The sequence below is a fragment of the Nocardia sp. NPDC051832 genome (assembly GCF_040681285.1).
Classification (GTDB): domain Bacteria; phylum Actinomycetota; class Actinomycetes; order Mycobacteriales; family Mycobacteriaceae; genus Nocardia.
Genome location: NZ_JBFAYL010000003.1, coordinates 685,193 through 709,602, shown reverse-complemented (window position 1 = coordinate 709,602; position 24,410 = coordinate 685,193). Strand labels below are relative to the sequence as shown.

2 protein-coding genes (both running past the window's edge) are annotated in these 24,410 nt (G+C 70.1%); both read right to left on the bottom strand.

The window, feature by feature from the left end; genetic code table 11:
• A protein-coding gene (locus tag AB0M14_RS21035; protein WP_364997396.1) for a non-ribosomal peptide synthase/polyketide synthase crosses the window boundary here: on the bottom strand, positions 1-21,214 show its 5' portion. 4,256 nt of this gene lie to the left of the window's left edge; only the first 21,214 of its 25,470 coding nucleotides appear in the window; its start codon is at positions 21,212-21,214; its stop codon lies off the left edge, out of view.
• Positions 21,214-24,410: the 3' end of a non-ribosomal peptide synthase/polyketide synthase gene (locus AB0M14_RS21030; RefSeq protein WP_364997394.1), read on the bottom strand. The gene runs 14,776 nt beyond the window's last position; only the last 3,197 of its 17,973 coding nucleotides appear in the window; its start codon lies off the right edge, out of view — the gene reads right to left on this strand; its stop codon occupies positions 21,214-21,216. Before AB0M14_RS21030 ends, AB0M14_RS21035 begins: the two co-directional genes overlap by 1 nt.

Sequence of the window (24,410 nt, the reverse complement as noted above, 5' to 3'; positions counted from 1 at the left end):
CAGCGGCCAGCGCGGACACCGTGGGGTTCTCGAAGATCGTGCGGACCCCGACGGTGACCTCGAACCGCGCGCCCAGCCGGGCAGCCAATTGGGTTGCCGTCAGCGAGTTTCCACCGCGCGCGAAGAAGTCGTCGGCGCGGCCGACCGGGCCGTCCACACCGAGCACCTCGGAGATGATCTCGGCGACAGCGCTTTCGGCGGCGTTCTCCGGCGCGTGGAACTCGGCGGCCTGGAAGATCGGCTCCGGCAGCGCTTTCCGGTCGAGCTTGCCGACCGGCGTCAACGGAATGGCGTCGAGCACCATGATGCTGGACGGCACCATGTACGCCGCCAGTGACCTACTCGCGAAAGCGGTCAGCTCGCCGGCATCGATCGTGTGCCCCGGGGCGGCGACCACATACGAGACCAGCGAGGTCGCGCCCCCGCTGCCGGTGTGTCCGGCCGTGGTCACGAAATCGACGGATTCGTGCGCGGCGAGCACCGCGTCGATCTCACCGAGTTCGATCCGCAGGCCGCGCACCTTCACCTGCTGATCCGCGCGACCCACGTACTGGATGGCCCCGGAGCCGATCCAGCGCACCAGATCGCCGGTGCGGTACAGCCGCCCGCCGGGCACGAAGGGATCGGCGACGAACCGGTCGGCCGACAGCGCCGGCCGGGCCTGGTATCCCCGCGCCAGACCGGGTCCACGCAGGTACAGCTCGCCGGTCACCCCGGCGGGCGTCGGCTGCAACCGCCCGTCCAGAACGACTGCCGACATCCCGTGGATCGGCCTGCCGATGTCGATCGGCTCGCCGGGCCGCAGCGGTGCGCTGATGGTGGCGATGATCGTGGTTTCGGTCGGGCCGTAGGTGTTGTAGAACGTGCGGCCGGTCGCCCAGCGCCGCACCACCTCCGGGCCGTAGGCCTCGCCGCCGACGGTCACGTGCGCGAGTTCGGGCAGCCGCGCCGGGTCGAGGGTTTGCAGCACCGCCGGGGTGAGGAACGCGTGCGTCACCCGCTGGTCTCGCACCAGCGTGGTCAACTCCGCACCGCCGTAGACCCCGGCGGGCGCGACCACCAGCGCCGCCCCGGCAGCGACCGCGAGCAGCAGTTCCAGCATGGAGGCGTCGAAACTGGGCGAGGCGACATGCAGGACCCGCGATCCCGCGCCGACCGCGTACCGATCACGCTGCGCGACCGCCACTCCGGCGATACCGGCGTGCGTGGCCAGCACGCCCTTCGGGGTGCCGGTCGAGCCGGAGGTGTAGATCATCCACGCCGGGTTGTACGGACGAACGGGGCGCACCAGTTCATCGGGAGTCACCGGGGCGGCACTACAGTGCCGCATCCGGGCGGCGGTGACCGGTGCGTCGAGCACCAGCCATTCGGCGTCGCCCGGCAGCGCCGCGGCCGCCGCGCGCACGGTCAAGCCCAGCGCCGCACCGGAATCGGCGAGCATGTGCGCGATCCGCTCGGCGGGATAGGCCGGGTCGACCGGCACGAACGCCGCTCCGGTCTTGGCCACCGCCCACACCGCGAGCACCGACTCCGGTGATCGCGGAATAGCCAGGGCGACCACGTCTTCCGCGCCGACACCGTGCCGTATCAGCATGCGCGCCAAGCGCGAGGACTGCTCGTCGAGCGCCCGGTAGGACAGGCGCAGATCGCCGTACAGCACCGCGACGCCGTGCGGATTGCGCGCCACCGCGGCCCCGAGCACCGAGGCCAGGGTCTGCGCCGGGACCGGGCTCTTGCCCCGGCGGCCCAGCAACTCGGCCCGCTCGGCCGGAGCCAGCAGGTCGACCGCGCCGAGGGGCGCGTTCGGGTCGGCGCTGAGCCCGCCGAGGATCCGGCCGAAACGCCGCAGCAGACCGGCGGCGGTGCCCGCGTCGAAGAGATCGGTCGCGTAGTCGAGTTCGACGGCGAGATGACCGTCGGCATCGAGCTCGGCCGCCACCGTGAACTGGAGGTCGAAGCGGCTGACCGCCTCGTCGAATTCGACCGCCGACAGCTCCAGGCCGGGCAGCCCGACCGTGCCCGCGCCGGTGTTCAGATAGCTCAGGGCCACGGTGAACAGCGGATGCCGGGCCTGCGAGGGCGCGACGCCCAGCTCGTCGGTGACACGTTCGAAGGGGACGGTGGCGTGGGCGAAGGCCGCGAGGTCGACCGCGCGGGTCTCGGCGATCAGGTCGGCGAAGGACTGTCCGGCGACGGGGTGGGTGCGCAGCACCAGGGTATTGACGAACATGCCGACCAGGTCGTCCAGCGCGGCCGCGCCACGACCGGCGACCGGGGTGCCGATGGCGATGTCGGTGGAACCGGACAGCCGGGACAGCAGCGTCGCGAGGGCCGCGTGCACGACCATGAACGGAGTCGCGTGGTGCCGCACGGCCAGTTCGCGCACCCGCGCACCGACTCCGCCGCCGATCCGGGCGCGGATCGTGCCGCCGCGTTTGGACGCGATCGCCGGGCGCGGGCGATCCGTCGGGAGCGCGAGTTCCTCGGGCAGGTCGCGCAGGGTTTCGCGCCAGAACGAAAGCTGTTCCGCGGCAGTGGTTTCCAACGCCCTGGTCTGCCACAGCGCGTAGTCGGCGTACTGCACCGCGAGTCGCGGACCCGGCAGTGCGCCGCCCAGGACCCGGGACAGGTAGGAGCCCAGCAGATCACGCAGCAGCGGCGTGACCGAAAAGCCATCGGCGGCAATGTGATGCAGCACAGCGACCAAGACGTGGGCGGCCGGGCCTTCGCGCAACAACACCGCGCGCACCGGCACCTCGGTGGTCACATCGAAACCAGCCCTGAGGAATTCCCGGATCTGGTCCGGTACCTGGTCGGCGGCGCGCACCGCCAGGCGGACCGGGGCCGGTTCGGCGGGCAGGATGACCTGGTGGCCCGCGCCGTCCGCGCCGACCGGGTACAGGGTGCGCAGGGCCTCGTGGCGGGTGATCACCTCGAGGAACGCGTCTTCCAGCGCCGCCACATCCAGTTCGCCGGTGATGCGCACCGCGACCGGGATGTTGTGGGCGGCCGATTCCGGATCGAGCCGGTTGAGGAACCACATGCCGCGCTGGACGGGGGCCAGCGGAATGACCTGTGGACGCGGGCCCGCCTGGAGCGCGGGCAACGGCGCGGCGGCGCCCTCCGCCTCGAGGTACCGGGCCAGCGCGTGCACCACCGGCGCTTCGAACAACGCGCGCACCGGAATTCGCCGGCCGAGCCGTTCGCCGAGCCGCGCGAGGACCTGGGTGGCGCTCAGCGAATTCCCGCCGAGCTCGAAGAAGCTGTCGTCCGCGCCGACCCGCTGGCGGCCGAGGACTTCCGCGAAGGTCTCGGCCACCTGCCGTTCGGTTCCGGTGCCGGGCGCGCGGTAGGCGACGCTGTCGAACACCGGCTCCGGCAAGGCTTTCCGGTCCAGCTTTCCGGAAGCGTTGAGCGGGAACGCGTCCAGCACGACCACCGCCGACGGCGCCATGTACGACGGCAGCGCACGGGCCGCGGCGGCGCGCACCTGATCGGCGACGGTGGCCGCGGCAGTGGGTGACACCGGCGTCAGGTAGGCGACCAAGTGCTCGCCTACCACCGCCGCGGCGGCCTGCGCGACCTCCGGCACCGCGGCGAGCACCGATTCGATCTCCCCCAGCTCGATGCGCTGACCGCGGAACTTCACCTGGAAGTCGGTGCGGCCCAGATACATCAGTTCCGCGGCCGGGCCGCCGTCGACGAGTTCCCAGCGAACCAGGTCGCCGGTGCGGTACATCCGTTCGCCGGGCGCGCCGAAGGGGTTGGCCACGAAGCGATCCGAGGTCAGATCGGCGCGGCCGTGATAGCCGCGGGCCAGCTGGGCGCCCGCGAGATACAGCTCCCCCGCCACGCCGGGCAGGGTCGGGCGCAGGCGCGAATCCAGCACGTACACCTTGCTGTTCCACTCCGGGTTGCCGATCGGCATGACGGTGCGGTCGGTCTCGCCGGTCACCTCGCGGTAGGTGATGCTCACCGCGGCCTCCGTCGGGCCGTACAGGTTGTGCAGGCGGGCCGCGCTCACCGCGCCGAACGCGCGCACCGTCTCGGCGGGGAGCGCCTCACCGATGACGAAGACCGTGCGCAGTGCCGCCAGCGCGGCCTGCGTGCCGGCGGTCGTGATGTGGCCGGCGAAGACGCTCAGCATGGACGGCACGAAATCGGTGACGGTGACGCCGTGCGCGCGCATCACCTCGGCCAGGTAGCCGGGGTCGCGGTGGCCGTCGGGCGTGGCGATGAGCAGGGTGGCGCCGACGCGCAGCGGCAGGAAGTAGCCCCACAGTGCGACGTCGAAGGTGCTGGCGGTCTTCTGGAGGTACACGTCGTCGCCGCCGAAGCCGTACTCCGCCTGCATCCAGGTCGTCTGGTTGACGATGGCCGCGTGGGAGACGCTGACGCCCTTCGGTTTTCCGGTCGATCCGGAGGTGAAAATGACATACGCCGGGTGCTGCGGATGCAGCGGCGCGGTGCGCTCACCGGCGGTGATCGAATCATCGGCATACCGGTGCAACTCGACGGTGTCCACTTCGACGACTGGACCGTGGCTGCCGAGATCTACGCGATCGGAGGCCCGGGTGAGCACGGCCGCGGGCCGGGCCGTATCCAGGATGTGCGCTATCCGTTGTGCGGGGTGATCCGGGTCGATCGGCACATACGCGCCACCGGCTTTGAGCACCGCGTACATGGCCACCACCAGATCGATGGAACGGCGCATCGCGAGCCCCACCAGCGCTTCCGGGCCGACGCCGATCGAGAGAAGGTGGCGGGCCAGCTGATTGGAACGCCGGTCCAGCTCGCCGTAGCTCAACACCGTCGCGGCCGCGCCGCCGTCCGGGACATAGACCAGGGCCGGATCGTCCGGGGTGGCGGCGGCCTGGGCCTCGAACTCGTCGTGCAGCAGTTCGGCGACGTAGGCGGTGTGCGCGGAGTCGTTCCACTCCTCGACCACGCGGTGCAGTTCCCCGGCATCGAAAAGGTCTATGTCACCGACGATCTGGCTCGGATCCGCGGTCACCTCGGCCAGCAGGCGAAGGAACCGGGCGGCGAGGGTGGCGATGGTGCTCGCGTCGAACAGATCAGTGGCGTAGTCGAATCGGAGCAGATCGCCCGAGACGGTCAGTTGTAGATCGAAACGGCTACTGCGGTAGTCGAATTCGTACTCGGCTACGGTCAAGCCGTCGAGGTCGACCGCGGCCGTTGCCAGGTTCTGGAAGAACAGCGCCACCTGGAACAGCGGATGCCGGGCTTCCGAACGCGGCGGATCCAGCACCTCGACCAGGCGCTCGAACGGCACGTCGGCGTGCGCGAACGCGTCCAAGTCACCTTCGCGGACCCGGCGCAGCACCGAGGCGAAGGTGTCCGAGCCGGGCACCTCGGTGCGCAGCACCAGGGTGTTGACGAACATGCCGACCAGATCGTCCAGCGCGGCGTCGCCGCGTCCCGCCAGCGGTGCGCCGATGACGATGTCGGCGGCGCCGGACAGGCGGGCGAGCAGCACGGCCAGGGCGGCATGCACCACCATGAACGGGGTCGCATCGTGGTGCGCGGCGACAGCGTCGATGCCACGCAGCACCGTCGCGTCCACGCGCACCGTGGTGCAGGCGGCGGCATGACTCGCGACAGCGGGCCGTGGCCGGTCGGCGGGCAGGTCCAGCTGAGCGGGCAGCCCGTGCAATGCCTGCTGCCAGTACCGGAGCTGTTGTGCCGCCACCGATTCCGGATCGGACTCCGCGCCGAGGAAGTCCCGCTGCCACAGCGCGTAATCGGCGTACTGCACCGCCAGATCGGACCACTCGGGCGCCGCCCCGGCCGCTCGCGCCGCGTACGCGAGGGCGATATCGCGGGCCAGCGGGCCCATGGAGAACCCGTCCGCGGCGATGTGATGGATCACCAGGGCGAGCAGATGCTCGCGCTCCGCGAGCCGCGCCAAGCCGATGCGGACGGGGACGGCGCTGGTCACGTCGAAGGGGCCGGCGGCGAAGTCGGCCAGCGCGGCGGCCACGGTCCGCGTGTTCGCCGGGATGACGGTGACAGCGGGCACCTCGGCGGGGTCGAGAATCCGCTGGTAGCCGATGCCCTCGAGATCCGGATACAGCGTGCGCAGGGTCTCGTGCCGCCCGACCACGTCGGCGATCGTGGCGGTGAGGACGGCGGTGTTCAAGGCGCCGGTGAGCCGCATGGCGACCGGGATGTTGTTGACGGTATCGGCGGGGTCGAAGCGGTTCAGGAACCACATGCGCTGCTGCGCCGGGGACAGCGGGATCAGGTCCGGGCGTGGTTGCGGGGTGAGCGGCCGGCGGTGACCGGTGCCGGTCAACCGTGCCGCCGCCGCGGCGAGACCGGCGACGGTCGGCGCGTCGAACAGCAGCCGCAGCGGGATCTCCGCTTGGAGTTCCGCGCCGAGCCGGGCGACGGCCTGGGTGGCGATCAGCGAGTTGCCGCCGAGGGCGAAGAAGTCGTCGTCCGCGCCGGGCCGTTCGCGGCCGAGCAGGTCGCCGAAGATTCCGGCGACCAGTTCCTCCGCCGCGGTGGCCGGAGCCCGGAAGGCGGCGGCCTCGAAAACCGGTGCGGGCAGGGCTTTCTGGTCCAGTTTGCCGGAGGCGTTGAGCGGGAACGCGTCCAGCAGCACGAAGGCGGCGGGCACCATGTAGGCGGGGAGCGCCGCGGCGGCGGATAGCCGGGCGCGGTCGATCAGGTCGTCCCCGTCCGCGGTGGGAATCAGGTATCCCACCAAATGATCGATGCCGCCATCCGAGACGAGCCGTACCGCGGCCTGCGCGACCCCCTCGATCGCTGTCAGCACCGCCTCGATCTCACCGAGCTCGATGCGCAGGCCACGCAGTTTGACCTGGAAGTCGGTGCGGCCCAGGTACTCCAGTTCGCCGTCGGATGTCCAAGCGACAAGATCGCCGGTGCGGTACATGCGCTCGCCGCCCGCACCGTAGGGGTTGGCGACGAACCGGTCGGAGGTCAGGTCCGGTCGTGCGACATAGCCGTGCGCCAATTGCGCACCGGCCAGGTATAGCTCACCCGGGACACCGATGGGCACCGGCCGCAGGCGCGAATCCAGCACCAGCAGTGCGGTATTGAATACCGGTCTGCCGATGGGCACCGACACAGTGTCGGCGGCGGTGACCTCGTGAAAGCTGACATCCACGGCGGCTTCGGTGGGCCCGTACAGGTTGTGCACTCGCGCTCCGGTGAGTTCCCGGGCCCGTTGCGCGGTCGCGGCCGGTAGCGCCTCACCCGAGGCGAAAATCCGCCGCAATGTCCTCGGCACGGCGGGCGCGCCGAGGAACACCGCCAGCAGCGACGGCACGAAATGGACGGTGGTGACGTGCTGTTCGGTGATAACGCGCGCCAGGTAAGCGGGATCCCGGTGGCCGTCCGGCTTGGCGACGACCAGCCGCGCGCCGATCTGCAAGGGCCAGAAGAACTCCCACACCGAGACATCGAAGGTGGCTGGGGTCTTCTGTAGCACCGTGTCGTCGGAGCGCAAGGCGTACCGGTCCTGCATCCACAGCAGGCGGTTCACAATCGCGGCATGCGAGACCGCGACACCCTTCGGACGGCCCGTCGAACCGGACGTGAAGATCACATACGCGGTGTTCGACGGACGCAGCACGCCTCGGCGTTCGGCGTCGGCGATCGGTTCCGCGGAGTAGCTGGAGTAATCCACCAGATCCAGCACCACGGACCGCACGGCACCAGCATCGAACCCATCACCCGTGGTCGTGAGCACACACACCGGTGCGGCCGTGTCGAGCACATACCGCGTGCGATCAGCCGGATGATCCGGATCCAACGGCACATACGCACCACCAGCCACGGCGACCGCGTACATGCCGACCACCAACTCCAGCGAGCGGCGCATACCCAGCGCGACCATCGAATCCGGGCCCACACCGAGTGAGATCAAATGCCGGGCAAGCTGATTCACCCGGCCACTGAACTCCGCGTAGGACAGACTCGTCCCCTCGAACGTGAGCGCGACCGCATCAGGAGTCTTCGCGGCCTGCGCCTGGAACAACGACGCCAGCGTCGCGGTCGTGTCGACCTCGAAAGCGGTGTCGTTCCAATGCCGCAGGACCAGGGCGCGTTCGCCGGAGTCCAGTAGTTCGATGTCGCCGAGTCGGGTTCCGGCATCGGCGGCCACGGCCGCCAGCACGCGCAGGAACCGAGCGCCGAAACCCGCGATGGTGGCGTCGTCGAAGAGATCGGTCGCGTAGCGCAGCACCGCGCGTAGGGCGGTGCCGGCGCCGTCGGCATGCTCGCTGAGTTCCAGCGCCAGGTCGAACTGGGCGACCTGGTTGTCGAGCGGATATGCCGAAACCTCCAGCCCGGGTAGTCGCAGCACGGTGTCGTCGCGATGCTCGAAGGTGAGCAAGGCTTGCACGATCGGCGAATGGGCTTGTGAACGCACTGGATTCAGCTCTTCGACCAGACGCTCGAACGGGAGGTCGGCGTTGGCGAACGCGCGCACATCGATGGCCCGCACCTGGGCGAGCAATTCGGTGAAGGTCGCCTCAGGGTGGATCGGGGTGCGCAGAACAAGGGTGTTGACGAACATGCCGACGAGGTTGTCCAGAGCTTCCTCGGAGCGACCGGCGACCGGGGTGCCGATCGCGATGTCCTCGGTACGCGCCATCCGGGACAGCAGGGTGGCGTAGGCGGCATGCAGAACCATGAACGTCGAAACACCGTGCCTGCGAGCCAACTCCGACAGTGCGGAAGTCAGCCGCGCGGGTACCTGGAACGCCACGGTCGCACCGCGACCGGACGCCACCGGCGGGCGCGGGCGGTCGGCGGGCATTTCCAGGACCGGGGCGAGCCCGTCCAGCTCGGCCCGCCAATGCTCGATCTGGCGGGCCAGTAGGGAGTCCGGCTCCGCGGCCGAGCCCAGGACCTCGTGCTGCCAGAGCGTGAAGTCCGCGTACTGCACTGGGAGCAGCGCCCACTGCGGAGCCGCGCCGGCGGCGCGGGCGGTGTAGGCCACCATCAGGTCACGGGCCAGCGGCGCGGTCGAGACGCCGTCCGCGGCGATGTGGTGCACCACGAAGGCCAGCACGTGGTCCTGCGGTGCGATCCGGAACAATTCGGCGCGCCACGGCAGTTCGGTGCGGAGGTCGAAGCCCTGGGCGGCGCAGCGCAGAATCGCCGGGCGCACCCCGTCCTCGGCTACCTCGGTGGTGCGGAGCGGGTACTCCGCGCCGGGCCGGACCAGCTGCGTCGGACCCGCGGCGTCGGCGGGGAACACCGTCCGCAGCGATTCGTGCCGTGCGACGACATCGCACAGCGCGGCGCGCAGTGCGGCCGCGTCCAGCGCGCCGGCCAGCCGGATGGTGATCGGGATGTTGTAGACCGCCGACTCCGGGTCGATCCGATTGAGCAGCCACATCCGGGTCTGGGCCAGCGACAGCGGAATCCGTTCAGGTCGCACACGCGGACCGAGTACCGGCTGCTCGGACTGTGCGCCGAGCCGGGCCGAAAGTGCTACCCGTCCGGCTAGTTCCGCGACAGTCGGGGCTTCGAACACCTCGCGCACGGTTAGTCCGGAGCCGAAAGTGGCGTTGGCGCGGGCGACCAGCCGCATGGCGAGCAAGGAATTGCCGCCGCGGGCGAAGAAGTCGTCGTCGGCGCCGATACGCGGATCGCCACCGAGGAGATCCGCGACGAGCGTCGCGAGCACGGCGGCGACCCCCTCCGAGGGTGCCCGGAATCCCGCGGCGGTACCGCTGAACTCGACCGCGGGCAGGGCGGCGCGGTCGAGCTTGCCGACCGTCGTCAGCGGCATCTCCGCGAGCACCGCCAGATGTGCGGGCACCATGTAGGCGGGCAGCTGACCGCGCACCGCGTCGAGCACGTCGTCCGCCGAAAGCGCTGCGCCGCTGACATATCCGACCAGATTGTCGTATCCGGCCTGGTCCTTCGCGACGACCACGGCCGCGTTGGCCACGCCGGGCACGGCGGCCAGCGCGGATTCGATCTCCCCGAGTTCGATCCGCTGGCCGCGCAGTTTGATCTGGAAGTCGTTGCGGCCCAGGTAGACCAGATCTCCGTCGCGATTCCAGCGCACCAGGTCACCGGTGCGGTACATGACTCGCCCGGGCACCCCGAACGGATCCGCGACGAACCGCTCGGCGGTCAGCCCGGAGCGGCCGTGATACCCCCGGGCCAGCTGGTCACCCGCGAGGTACAGCTCGCCGGTGACACCGATCGGGACCGCCCGCAGCCGCCGGTCCAGCACGTAGGCGCGGGTGTTCCAGCACGGCCTGCCGATCGCGACCTCGCGCCCGGATTCCGCGTCCGAGTCGGTGAACTCGTGATAGATCGCCGAGATCGCGGCTTCGGTGGGGCCGTAGGCATTGTGCACCGCGCCGTCGAAGCTGCCGCGGATCTGCGCGAGCAGATCCGGCGTCAAGGCCTCACCGCCGCAGTGCAAGTGCCGGAAGGAACGCAGTGCGTCACCCATGCCCTCGCCGATCAGCGCCGCGAGGACCGACGGCACGTACTCGGCGATGGTGATGCCGTGTTCGCGCAGCAGGCCCGCGAAGTAGTCGAGGTCCAAATGTCCACCGGGCCGAGCGATCACGAGCGGCGCGCCCACGGCGATGGGCAGGAAGCATTCCCACACCGAGACGTCGAAGGTCAACGGAGCGCGTTGCAGGATGCGGTCGGCGGCCGTCACCTGGTAGCGGTATTCCAGCCAGCGCAGCTGGTTCATGATGGCGCGGTGGGTGACCGCGACGCCCTTGGGCCGCCCGGTCGACCCGGAGGTGAACAGCACATAGGCGGTGTTGCCCTGCCGCAGCCGGCCGAGCCGTTCGTCGTCGTGCACAGTGCCGGTGGCGAACCCGGACAGGTCCAATGCCGACGCATCGACGACGCGGACACCGTCCAGCGGCGGCAGCTCCGCGCCGCCCACCGCCAATATCAGCGCCGGCGCCGCACTGTCGACGACCATGGCGATGCGGTCGGCCGGATGCGCCGGATCGATCGGCAGGTACGCCGCACCCGCCCGCACGATGGCGTACATGGCGACCAGCATGTCGATGGACCGCGCAGCCGCCAGGCCGACGATGGTCTCCGGCCCCACGTCTTCCGAAATCAGCCAGCGTGCCAGTCGATTCACGCGACCGGCGAAGTCGCCATAGGTGATCTCGTCGCCTTCGTAGCGCGCCGCGATCCCGCCGGGCTCGGCCCCGGCCCGCGCGGTGAGCAGATCGTCGAGCGTTTCGCGCAGCAGCGGACGCGCGGTGGCATTGCGGTCCGACAGCAGCAGGCCGCGTTCGGCGACCGACATGATCTCGACATTCCCGGCCAAGGTGCGGGTGTCGCGCACCATGGCCCGCAGCACCCGCTCGAACGCGTCCAGGAAGCCGGCGGCGGTGTGCTCGTCGAAGAGGTCGAGCGCATAGTGCAGGTGGATATCGATGCCGCCGGGGTTGCCGTCGGCGTCGTAGCGGTCGGTGAGGGTCCAGTCCAGATCCACCTGGATCGGCGCCGGGCCCACCTCGAGCGCCGCGATGGCCAAGCGCTGGAGCTTGAAGTCCGGCCTACTGTGGTTCTGCAGCGTCAGCGCCACCTGATACAGCGGCGAATGCGACTGGGAGCGCGCCGGATTCAGCGTCTCCACCAGTTGCTCGAACGGCACGATCGCGTGCTCGAACGCGGCCAAGTCGGTGTCGCGGACGGTGGCGAGCAGTTCGGCCAGGGTCGCGTCCGGGCGCACCTCGGTGCGCAGCACCAGGGTGTTGACGAACATGCCGACCAACTCGTCCAGGGCCTGCGCACCGCGTCCGGCGACGGGCGCGCCGACCACGATGTCGGTCGTCGCGCTCAGGCGGCTCAGCAGCACGGCCAAGGCGGTGTGCAGCACCATGAACGGCGTCACCCGGTGCGCGGCCGCCAGATCATGCACCATCTGATGCAGCGCGTAATCCAGGTGCCCGGTGCACGCCGCGCCGCGGTTGCTCGAGACAGCGGGACGCGGCCGGTCCGAAGGCAGGCCGAGCACCTCGGGCAGGCCGGTCAGCCGATCGGTCCAGTAGGCCAGTTGGCGCGCCAGCACCGAGTGTTGGTCACCGGCCGACCCGAGCGCATCCCGCTGCCAGCGCGCGAAGTCCGCGTACTGCACCGGAAGTGGCGCCCACGCGGGGGCGGAGTCCGCACAGCGCGCGACGTAGGCGGCGGTCAGATCACGGGTCAGCGGCCCGAAAGACCAACCGTCCGCGGCGATGTGGTGCACCACGAACAGCAGCACATGGTCCGGGCGGGCGCTGCCGTCGTCCAGTCGCAGCAACCGCACCCGCAGCGGCACCTCGGAGGTGACGTCGAAACCGGCCTGGGTGACCGTGGCGATCAGCTGCGGCAGATCGGCGACCGCCACGGTCCGCACCACCAGGTCCACCAGCCGGGTGCCGGCGGGCAGCACCAGCTGGGTGGCGTCGCCGTCGTGCTCGGGATAGATCGTGCGCAGCGTCTCGTGCCGGCCGATCACGTCGCCGATAGCCGCTTGCAGGGCACCGACATTCAGCGCGCCGGTCAGCCGCAAGGCGAACGGGATGTTGTATCCCGCACTGGCACTGTCGAATCGATTGAGGAACCACATCCGCTGCTGCGCGATCGAGAGCGGGATGGCGTCGTCGCGGTTCTGCGGGACGAGCGGCGGCAACATCACCGGTACGGTATCCGCGTTCGCGCCGGTCCGCAGCGTAAGACGATCCGCGAGCGCGGCGACGGTCGCCGCGTCGAAGACGGCGCGCACCGGCACCGGGGTTCCGGTGGCTCTACTCAGGCGCGCGGCGAGCTGGGTGGCGATGAGGGAGTTGCCGCCGAGGGCGAAGAAGTCGGCGTCGGCGCCCACCTCGTCGACGCCCAGAAGCGCCTGAAAAGTCTCGGCGACAAGGCATTCGGCGTCGGACTCCGGTGCGCGGAAGCCTGCCGATTCGAGGACGGGGGCGGGTAACGCGGTGCGATCCAGCTTGCCCGAGGCGCTGAGCGGTAAGGCCTCGAGCACCACGAAGTCCGCGGGCACCATGTATCCCGGCAGTGCCGCGGCGAGAGCGGCGCGCACGGCGTCGAGCTCGAGTGGTGCGGCGGGAACCAGATATCCGACGAGCCGATCGCCGGTGCCGTGATCGTCGCGGACCAGCACCACCGCCTGCGCGACCGCGGGCAGCGCGAGCAGCGCCGTCTCGATCTCCCCGAGCTCGATGCGCAGGCCGCGCAGCTTCACCTGGAAGTCGGTGCGGCCCAGGTACTCCAGTTCACCGCGGGTGTTCCAGCGGACCCGGTCGCCGGTGCGATACATGCGATCACCCGCGGGCCCGAAAGGATTGGCCAGGAAGCGATCTCCGGTGAGATCGGATCGGCCGAGGTAGCCCCGCGCCAACTGCGCACCGGCCAAGTACAACTCGCCCGGAACGCCGATCGGTACCGGCCGCAGCCGGGCGTCGAGCACGTACACCTGGGTGTTCCACCCGGGCCCGCCCATCGGGACGCCGGTGACGTCGGCATCGCTCACCTCGTGCCGGGTGACCTCGACGGCCGCTTCGGTCGGCCCGTACAGGTTGTGCACGCGCGCGCCGGTCAGCGCCCGCATCCGTTGCGCGACGGGCGCGGGCAGCGCCTCGCCGGAGCAGAACACGTGGCGCAGCGAGGTCAGCTCGCCGGACGCCTCCGCGACGAAGACCGCCAGCATGGACGGGACGAAATGCACTGCCGTAATCGATTCTCGCCGAATGGTTTCGGCGAGATATCCGGGATCGCGATGACCGTCCGGATGGGCCAGCACCAGCCGGGCGCCGACCTGTAGCGGCCAGAAGAATTCCGGCACCGAGACGTCGAAGGTCACCGGCGTCTTCTGCAACAGCGCGTCATCCGGGCCGAGCTCCACGTGCGCCGTCTGTAGCCACAGCAGCCGGTTGACGATCGAGCCATGGCTGACCGCAACGCCTTTGGGCACGCCGGTCGACCCGGAAGTGAAGAGGACGTATGCCGTGTTCGCGGCCCGGAGCGGCGCGTGCCGATCGGCGTCGGTGACGGGTGCGCAGGAGTACTCGCTCAGATCCAGCAGATCGATCCTGGACTGCGGCACCGTGATATCCAGGTCGGCACCGGCGGTGAGCACGAGGGTCGGGGCCGCGGTGCCGAGGATGTGCCCGATACGTTCCACCGGATGATCCGGGTCCAGCGGCACGTAGCCGCCGCCGGCCATGCTGATCGCGTACATGCCGATGACCAGATCGACCGAACGCTGCATACCCAGCGCCACAAGGCTTTCCGGACCGACACCCTGATCGATGAGCCAGCGCGTCAGGCGGTACACCCGTGCCGCCACCTCGGCATAGGACAGCGTCGTCCCCTCGAAGGTCAACGCGGGCGCCTCCGGCGTGCGCCGCGCCTGCGCGGCGAACAGCCCAGGGAGCGTGTGGTTTTCGTCCACGGCGTGCGTCGTCGCGTTCCAGCGATCCACCACTTCAGCGCGTTCGGCCGCGTCCAGTAGCTCGATATCGCCGACCAGGGTTTCCGGCCCCAGCGCCACCCCGGCGAGCATGCGCTCCAGCCGGGTGACGACGGCCGCGGCCGTCGCGGGATCGAACAGATCCGTGGCGTAACGCAGGCTTCCGGAGAGCGTCGCGTCGGCCTGCTCGTTCAGGACCAGGTGCAGATCGAATTTCGCAGTGGTGTCCTCGATTTCGATCGGCTCGATGGTCAGCCACGGCACCTTGAACGCGTTGCCCGGTTCCAGCCCCACGCCACCGAAGCTGAACATGATCTGAAACAGCGGGTGCGCGCCGGTCCCGCGCTCCACCGCCATGGCGTCGACCACTCGCTCGAACGGCAGATCGGCATTGCCGAACGCGGCGAGATCCGCGTCTCGGACGCTGCCGACCAGATCAGCGAACGGAACGTCGAGCGCGACCTCCGTACGCAGCACGAGCGTGTTGACGAACATGCCGACCAGCGCGTCGAGCTCGCGCTCGCCGCGACCACCGATCGGCGAACCGAGGACGATGTCAGCCGTCCCGCCGAGCCGCGCCAGCGTCGCCGCGAAAGCCGCGTGCAGCACCATGAACAGGGTCGCACCCTGCCGTTCGGCCAGCCTGCGCAAGCCGGCCGCGACGGTGGCGTCGACGGTGAAACCCACCGCCGCACCATGATTCGTCGGCCGTACCGGTCGCGGCCGATCTGCCGGCAGCGGCGCTTCCCCCGGCAGCCCGGCGAGCGCGTCCCGCCAGAACCGCAGTTGCCGCCGCGCCGGATCACCGGCGCGTTCTCCGGACCCCAGCAGACGCCGCTGCCAGAGGCTGTAATCGGCGTACTGGACCGGCAATTCGTCCCAGTCGGGCTCGTGCTCGAGCAACCGGGCCTGGTAGGCGCGCACCAGATCGGTCACCAGCGGCGTCATCGACAGCGCGTCGGCGGCGATGTGATGCACCACGAACACCAGCACGTATTCGTCGCCGGGCAGCCCGCGGGCATCGTCGGTCTGATCGATCAGGAAAAGCGCCGCCCGCGCGGGGATCTCGGTGGTGACGTCGAAGCCCGCGCGAGCGACCGCGGTGATCGCGGCGTTCAGCTCCCCGTGCCCCACCCGCACCGGAGCCAAGCTGAGCTCGATGTCCTCGGCCGCCAGAATCGCCTGGTACGGCCCGTCTTCGTGGTCCGGGAAGCAGGTGCGCAGCGATTCGTGCCGGGCCAGCACGTCCAGCACGGCCTGTTCGAGCGCGCCGGCATCGAGCCGGCCGCGCAGCCGCAGCACCACCGGCAAGTTGTAGACGCCCGCACCACCGTCCTGGCTTTCGAGCCGGTTGAGAAACCACAACCGCTGCTGGGCGGGCGACAGCGGGATCCGCTCCGGGCGTTCCTGCCGTGTCAGCGGCAGTCGCGTCGCACCGGTTCGGCTCAGCTCGTCCACCACGGCGGCGAACCCGGCCACGGTGGCGGCCTCGAACAGCGCTCGCACCGGAATGCGCACACCGACGGCCTCGCCGGTGCGCGCGGTCACCTGAGTCGCGTCCAGCGAACTGCCGCCGAGGGCGAAGAAGTCGTCGTCCACCCCGACTCGGGGTACCCGCAGCACCTCGCCGAACACCGCCGCGACCAGCCGCTGCGCCGCGTCGACCGGTGGGCGGAAGGCTTTGGCCCGCAGGACCGGCAGCGGGAGGGCGTTGCGGTCCAGCTTGCCGCTCGTATTGACCGGGAATTCGCTCAGCTCGACCAGCGCGGTAGGCACCATGTATGCCGGAAGGCGCTGGGACAGTATCTCTTTAACCAGATCCAGATCCAGATCCAGATCCGCACCGGGCGCGGGAACGACGTAGCCGGCCAGGTAGTCGCCGGTATCCGCGGCGATCAGCCGGACCGCCGCCTGACTTACCGCCGGGACGGCCAGCAACGCGGTTTCGATCTCCGCGAGTTCGACGCGCTGCCCGCGGAACTTCACCTGGAAATCCACACGGCCCAGGTAGACGAGCTCACCGTCCTGGGTCCACCGCACCAGATCGCCGGTGCGATACATGCGTTCGCCGCCGAAGCCGAACGGGTTCGCCACGAAGCGATCCGCGGTGAGATCGACCCGGCCGTGGTAGCCCCGGGCCAGCTGAGCACCGGCCAGGTAGAGCTCGCCGGGCACCCCGATCGGCGCCGGGTGCAGCCGCGAATCCAGGACGTAGACTTGCGAATTCCATTCCGGCTCACCGATCGGCACCGGCCCGGAGTCCACCCCGGTCACCTCGCGAGAGGTGATCGAGACCGCCGCCTCGGTGGGTCCGTACAGATTGTGCAGCCCGGCCGCGCAGACCGCGCCGAAGGCCGCGACCGTCTCCGGGGGCAGCGCCTCCCCGATGACGAAAACATCACGCAGCGAATCGAGTTCGCCAGGTTCGACGTGCGCCGCGAACACCGACAGCATGGACGGCACGAAGTCGGTGAGCGTGACGCCGTGGCGGGCAATCGTTTCGGCGAGGTAGCGCGGATCGCGATGACCGTCCGGGGTGGCGAGCAGCAAGGTCGCACCCGCACGCAGCGGCAGGAAGTAGCCCCACAGCGAGACGTCGAAGGTGGTCGCGGTCTTCTGCAGGTACACATCCCCGGTGCGCGGGCGGTACTCGTCGTGCATCCAGGCCAGCTGATTGGCGATGGCGCGGTGACTGACCGCGACGCCCTTCGGCTTGCCGGTCGAGCCCGAGGTGAACAGGACGTAGGCCGGGTGCTCCGGGTGCAGCGGGGCAAGGCGTTCCCGGTCATTGAGGGTGCCGTCGGAGTAATCCGTGAGGTCGAGCTCGTCGACGTAGCGCACCGGCACCGCCGTGGTGGCGATGAATCCCGCTGCGCGCGTAGTCAAGACCGAATGTGGTCGCGCGGTGGCGAGGATGTGGCCGATGCGCTCGGCCGGGTGCGACGGGTCGACCGGTACATACGCGCCACCGGCGCGCAGCACCGCGTACATGGCCGCCACCAGCTCCACCGACCGCGGCATGGCCAGCACCACCAGGGTTTCCGGCCCCACGCCCGCCGCGATCAGCAGCCGGGCCAGCCGGTTGGCCCGATCGGAGAGTTCGCGGTAGGTCAGCGCGCTGTCGGGATCGGCGTCGGCCAGCAGCGCCACGGCCGCTGGTGTCCGGCGGACCTGGTTGTCGAAACCCTCGTGCAGGAAGCGGTCGGGCACCCGGTGCCCGCTGGCGTTCCAGCTGGCGGTGACGTAATCGAGTTCGCCCGCGTCCAGCAGCTCGATATCGCCGATCACCGTGGCCGGGTTCGCGACGGCCGCGCGCAGCAGCCGGACGAACTTCGCACCGAATTCGGCGACCGTCGCCGCGTCGAACAAGTCGGTGGCATAGGTGAATTCGGCTCGGTACCCGTCGGCGCTGTCGGTCAGCGTCAGCTGTAGATCGAACTTCGAGAAGCCGGAGTCGAAGTCGGCGAGCTCGGTGTCCAGGCCCGGCAGCGCCAGGGCGACCGGGGCCATGTTCTGCATGAACAGCGCTACCTGGAACAGCGGATGCCGGGCTCGGGAGCGGGCCGGGTTCAGCGCTTCCACCAGCTGTTCGAACGGGATATCGGCGTGCGCGAAAGCTCGCACGTCCCGCTCGCGGGCGTGGGCGATCAGGTCGGCGAAGGTGTGCGACGGCCGGACCTCGGTGCGCAGCACCAGGGTGTTGACGAACATGCCGACGAGGTCGTCGAGCCCCCGCTCACCGCGGCCCGCGACCGGGGTGCCGATGGCGATGTCGGTAGTCCCGGACAACCGGGCCAGCAGTGCGGCGAGCGCGGCGTGCAGCACCATGAAGGGCGTCGCCCCGCAACGCTGTGCGGTGTTGTCCACAGCCGTCCGCAGGGACGCGTCGAGGGCGAAGGCATAGGTCGCACCCCGGTAGGAGACGGTCGCGGGCCGCGGCCGGTCGGCGGGCAACGCGAGCTCGGCGGGCAGATCCGCCAGTTCCGTCTGCCAGAAGGCGAGTTGGCGAGCGGCCGGGGAATCTTGGTCCTCGGCCTCCCCCAGCACGGCCTGCTGCCACAACGCGTAGTCGGCGTACTGCACGGCCAGCGGTACCCATGCGGGCACCCGACCGGCCGCGCGCGCGGCGTAGGCGGTGACGAGATCCCGCATCAGCGGGCCCAGCGAAACACCGTCGGCGGCGATGTGATGGACGACGAACACCAGCGTGTGATCGTCGGCGGCGCTGCGTAGCAGGCACACCCGCATCGGGATTTCCTCGGCGACATCGAAACCCTTGGTGGCGGTTTCGAGGATCGCGCCGGTGACAGCGTCCGCGGGTACGTCGCGCGGGGCGAGATCGAACGCCGGATGGACCGCTCGCACCACCTGGACGGGCCCGGCGCCGGTCTGCGGATACACCGTGCGCAGGATCTCGTGCCGGGCCACCAGATCGGTGACCGCGGCCGACAGCGCCGCGACATCGAGCGGGCCGCGCAGCCGGAGCGCCAGCGGAATGTTGTCCACAGCCGTGACATGCGAGCCGGAACCGTACCGGTTGAGGAACCACATGCGCCGCTGCGCGGGGGAGAGCGGGATCCGGTCCGGCCGGTCGGCGGCCACCAACGGCGGACGGGCCGCCGTGCCACCGGTGCGGGCCGCGAGCGCCGCGACCGTCGGCGTATCGAAGAAATCGCGAACATCCACAACCGTCCCCAAGGCCGCGGATACCCGGGCGATGGCGCGGGCGGCGAGCAGGGAATTGCCGCCCAGCGCGAAGAAGTCATCCGCCGCGCCGACGCGCGGCACGCCCAGCAGGTCGGCGAAGATCTCGGCTACCGCGCGCTCGGCGGCGGTGGCCGGCTCCCGGTATTCGATCGCGGCGTCGGCGAATTCGGGCTCCGGAAGTGCGCGCCGGTCGAGCTTGCCGTTCGCGTTCAGCGGCATCTCGTCGAGTACGAGCAGCAGCGACGGAACCATGTACTCGGGCAGCTGCTTACGCGCGTCCTCGAGAATCTCGGCCGTGTCGAGCACCAGGCCCGGGGCAGGCACCACGAACCCGACCAGATGGTCGCCACCCGCGTGCCGGTGCAGCACCACCGCGGCCTGGGCGACCTGCCGGCGGCGGGACAGCGCCGCCTCGACCTCGCCCAGTTCGATGCGCAGCCCCCGCAGCTTGACCTGGAAGTCGGTGCGGCCCAGGTACTCCAGTTCGCCGGGGCCGCCGTCCGAGTCGGTCACCCAGCGTGCCAGGTCGCCGGTGCGGTACATGCGGTCGCCGGGCGCACCCTCCGGATTCGCCACGAAGCGGTCCGCGGTCAGCCCGGACCGGCCCACATAGCCGCGCGCCAGCTGCACGCCCGCCAGATACAGCTCGCCGACCACGCCGCCGGGGACCGGGCGCAGATTGTCGTCCAGGACAAGCAGTTCGGTGTCGTCGGCGGCGACGCCGATGGGGACGGTCGTGCGGTCCGCCGCCGTCACCTCGTGCGCGGTGACGTCCACCGCGGCCTCGGTGGGGCCGTACAGGTTGTGCAGCGTCGCACCGCTGATCTCCCGGAACGCGGCCGCGGTGGCGGCGGGCAGCGCCTCGCCGGAGGCGAACACCAGCCGCAGCGTCGCCGCGGCGGCCTCGGCCAGCGGCTCGGCGACGAACACCGCGAGCATCGACGGCACGAAATGCGCGACGGTGACCTCGGTTTCGGCGATGGTCCGGGCCAGATAGGCCGGGTCACGGTGGCCGTCGGGTTCGGCGATGACCAGGCGCGCGCCGATCTGCAACGGCCAGAAGAATTCCCACACCGAGACGTCGAAGGTGAAAGGCGTCTTCTGCAGCACCACATCGGTTTCGCCGAGCCGGTAGCCGCGCTGCCGCCAGTGCAGGTTCGCGACGATCGAACGGTGGGACACGGCAACGCCTTTCGGCTTGCCCGTCGAGCCGGAGGTGAAGATGACGTAGGCGAGGTTGTCCGGGTCCAGACTGGGCAGCGGCCCGGCATCGGCGTCCACCGGCTCGAATTCGTCGATCCGCAGCACCGGCACGCCCGCGGGCAAGGGCGGCTCGTCGGCTGTCGTGGTGAGCACCAGGACCGGATCGGCCACCTCCAGCACGTAACCGATGCGCTCGGCCGGATGCTCCGGGTCGATCGGGACGTACGCGCCGCCCGCTTTGACGATCGCGTACATCCCGATTATTAACTCGAAGGATCGGCGTACCGCCAAGCCCACCAGCGCGTCCGGTCCGACGCCAAGCCGCACCAAGCGCCGGGCCAGGGACTCGGCCGCGGCATCGAGTTCGGCGTAGGTCATTGTCGCGCCGCGGTATTCGAGCGCCACGGCGTCCGGTGTCCGGCGCACCTGCGCCTCGAACTCGCTCGCCAACGTTTCGATAGGAGCGAAACTGGTCGGCAGGACCGGGCCGGCCGCGGTCAGCGCGTCGTCCACGAGTTCGGTGAGCACCACGCCGAGCGCTCCGTCCGTCGACTCCAGCAGCTCGGGCAGCTGACTCGACACGACCACCGACACCAGGACATCCGCGCCGAGCCCGCCGCCCATCGCCGCACCCAGCACCGCGATCTCGGTGTGCAGCGCCGCGTAGGTGAGCGCGGTGTCGCCGTGGCGCAACGCGATCCGGTCCGGCGCCAGCTCGGCGACGGTGGCGATGAGGCCGGGCAGGTCCTCGATGCCGTAGGCCCGCCGCAACGCCGGATGTGGGCGTGGCTCGATACGGGCGCCCTGGGCGCGGGATGTGGCCGAATCCGTCTGCGACATCAGCTGTTTCCTTCCGAATCGATAACCTGCGCCGGCCGTGCGACCACGGCCTGGGCGGCGCTGAGCAAGGCGCGGATGGCCTGCGCGAGGCCATCACCGCCGAGTGCGGCGAGAACACCGGGCACCAGCCCGGCGAGACCGACATTGACCAGGGTTTCCGGCGTAGCGGCCGTGCCCATCGCCTTGGCGACAGTGCGGAGCTTCGCGTCCAGCTCGCGATAGGACACCGTGTGCGCGCCGTGGGTGAAGGCGACATCGCCGGGTGCGAGCCGGGCCGCCGCGGCGACCAGCTCGGGCAGGTCCGCGAGGGCCGGTTCCGGCTGTGCCGCGGCGGTCTTGCCTTGTTCGGACTCGGTCCGAATATCGATGGCCCGCAAGATGATTGCCGGATCCTCGGCGACAGCGGTACATACCCGGAGCAAGCGCTCGGCGTAGAGCTGGATGGTCTCGGCGTCGAAAATGTCCGTGGCGTAACCGAACCGCATATCCAGGCCGGCCGACGCGCCGTCGGCGGTGAACCGCTCGATGCCGGTGAGATGCAGATCGAATTTCGCCTCGCCGAGGTCCAGTTCGAGCACCTCCACCTCGAGCCCGGGCAGTGCGATGCGGCCTTCCGGCAGATTCTGGAAGGTGAACATCACCTGGAACAGCGGCGTGTAGGCGCTGGACCGGTTCCCGCCGACAGTCTCGACGACCTGCTCGAACGGAACATCGGTGTGCGAGAACGCGGCCAGGTCCCGATCCCGGGCCTGGCGTAGCAGCTGGGTGAACTCGGCGCGCGGATCGAGCTCGGTCCGCAGCACCACGGTGTTGACGAACATGCCGATCAGGTCGTCGAGCTCCTTCGGCCCGCGACCGGCCACCGGTGCGCCGATCGCGATGTCGGCGCTGCCGGAGAGCTTGGACAGCAGGACCGCGAGCGCGGCGTGCAGGACCGTGAACAAGGTGGTGCCGTGCTCGCGAGCGACCAGTGCGAGGCGCGTGGTCAGATCGGCCGCGACCTCGAATCGCACTTCGGAGCCGGTCATTTCGCGGCGGGCTGGGCGCGGGCGGTCGGTCGGCAGTGCCAGGACCTCCGGGAGTCCCGCCAATTCCTTTGTCCAGTAGTCGAGTTGACAATTCAGGCGGCTGTCCGGGTGGTCGGCCGCGCCCAGCAGCGTGCGCTGCCAGTCGCTGTAGTCGGCGTACTGGATGGGCAGTGGCGTCCATCCGGGAGCACGGCCTGCTACTCGTTCGGCGTACGCGCCGATCAGGTCCCGCGTCATCGGCGCGACGGAGTAGCCGTCCGCGCAAATGTGGTGCAGGACGACGACGAGGATCCACTCCGGTGCCGCGTCGGCGATCTCGAAGAGTGCGGCGCGCACCGGGGGCGCGGCCGTGACATCGAATCCGGTTGCGACGAACTCGCGGAGGCGCGCGCCGACGTCACCGCGGCGCAGGGGAACCGGCGTCAGGTCAGCGGTGGCCGCCGCGACGGGAACGACATCCTGAATCGGGCCGTCCGCGGTGTCGGGATAGCGAGTGCGCAGCGTCTCGTGCCGGGCGACCACATCCGCCAGCGCGGCTGTCAGCGCGCGCACGTCGAGCGCTCCGGTGAGTTTGACGGCGGCCGGGATGTTATAGGCCGAGCTGTCCGGCGCGAGCCGGTTCAGCACCCACATCCGCTGCTGCGCCGGCGACAACGCGGCAGGCCCGGAAGCGTTGCGCCGCACCAGCGGCGGAAGCTGCGCCGATTCGAGGACAGCGAGCCCCGCGGCCAGCGCCGCGACCGTCGGCGCTTCGAACACCGCGGCCACCGGCACCTGCGTACCCAAGGCAGCCCCGAGGCGAGCGCTGAGCTTGGTCGCGAGCAGCGAGTTGCCGCCGAGCGCGAAGAAGTCGTCATCGAGACCGGCTCGCACGCACCCGATCACCTCCGCGAAGGTGACCGCGACCAACTGCTCCAGCTCGGTGCCTGCGGCCCGGAATTCGGCGACGGCGAACACCGGTTCCGGCAGCTGCGACCGATCGACCTTCCCGTTCGCGTTGAGCGGCAACGACTCCAGCACCACGACCGCGGCGGGCACCATGTAGCCGGGCAATTCGGCGGACACTGCCGCTCGCAGATCAATGCTCTCCGAATCCTGTTGAACGACTTCGACATAGGCCACGAGCTTCACCCCACGATGCGCCACCGCAACCGCCGCCCGCACCTGCGGCAACCGCCGCAACGCCGCCTCGACCTCCCCGAGCTCGATCCGGAACCCGCCGATCTTGACCTGAAAGTCGGCCCGCTCCAGATACTCCAGCGCGCCGTCCCCCCGCCACCGCACCATGTCCCCGGTGCGATATATCCGCCCCACCCCCGCAAACGGATCCGCGACAAACCGCTCCGCCGTCAGCCCCGCCCGCCCGTGATACCCGCGCGCCAACTGCACCCCCGCCAGATACAACTCCCCCGCCACACCCACCGGCACCGGCTGCAATCGCCCGTCCAGCACATAAACTCGGCTATTCCAAACAGGCCCCCCAATCGGCACCACCTGCGCCGATTCATCCACAACCTCGTACGCGGTAATCGACACCGCAGCCTCAGTCGGCCCATACAAATTGAAAAGCCGGGCACCCCGGATTTCTGCACAACCATCCACAGGTTTGCGCACCGGCAGCGCGACGCGATCGACCGTCACCTCACCAACCCGTGAATCACCGGCTCCCGCAGCCCGATCGAACTGCCGCACCCCCGCATCACGCCGATACCGCGCCAAACCGTCCAACATGTCCGCTGCATCAGCAGCACTGATCTCCGCACCGGCGGCCACGGCGAGCACCTTCGCGACATCCACGGGAACCACGTCTCCCGAGCCACCAGCCTCCGGAGTGGATCCGGCGCGGCGGAGGAAGTCTGCGGCGGTTGCTGGGGGGAGGGCTTCGCCGATGGCGAGTACGTGGCGGAGGGTCGCGGGAAGTGGTGCGTCCGCGCTGGTGGCCAGCAGCATGCCGATCAGGGAAGGGACTGCGTGTAGGACGGTGACGCCGTGGCGGGTCATGAGGTCGTGTAGGCGTTCGGGTTCGCGTTCGGTGCCGGGTGGGGTGACTACGAGGCGACCGCCGGTAACGAGGGGGGACCAGAATTCCCAGACTGAGAGGTCGAAGGTCGCGGGGGTTTTCAGTAGCACGCAGTCGTTGCCGTTGAGGGCGAATTTTTCGTGGAGCC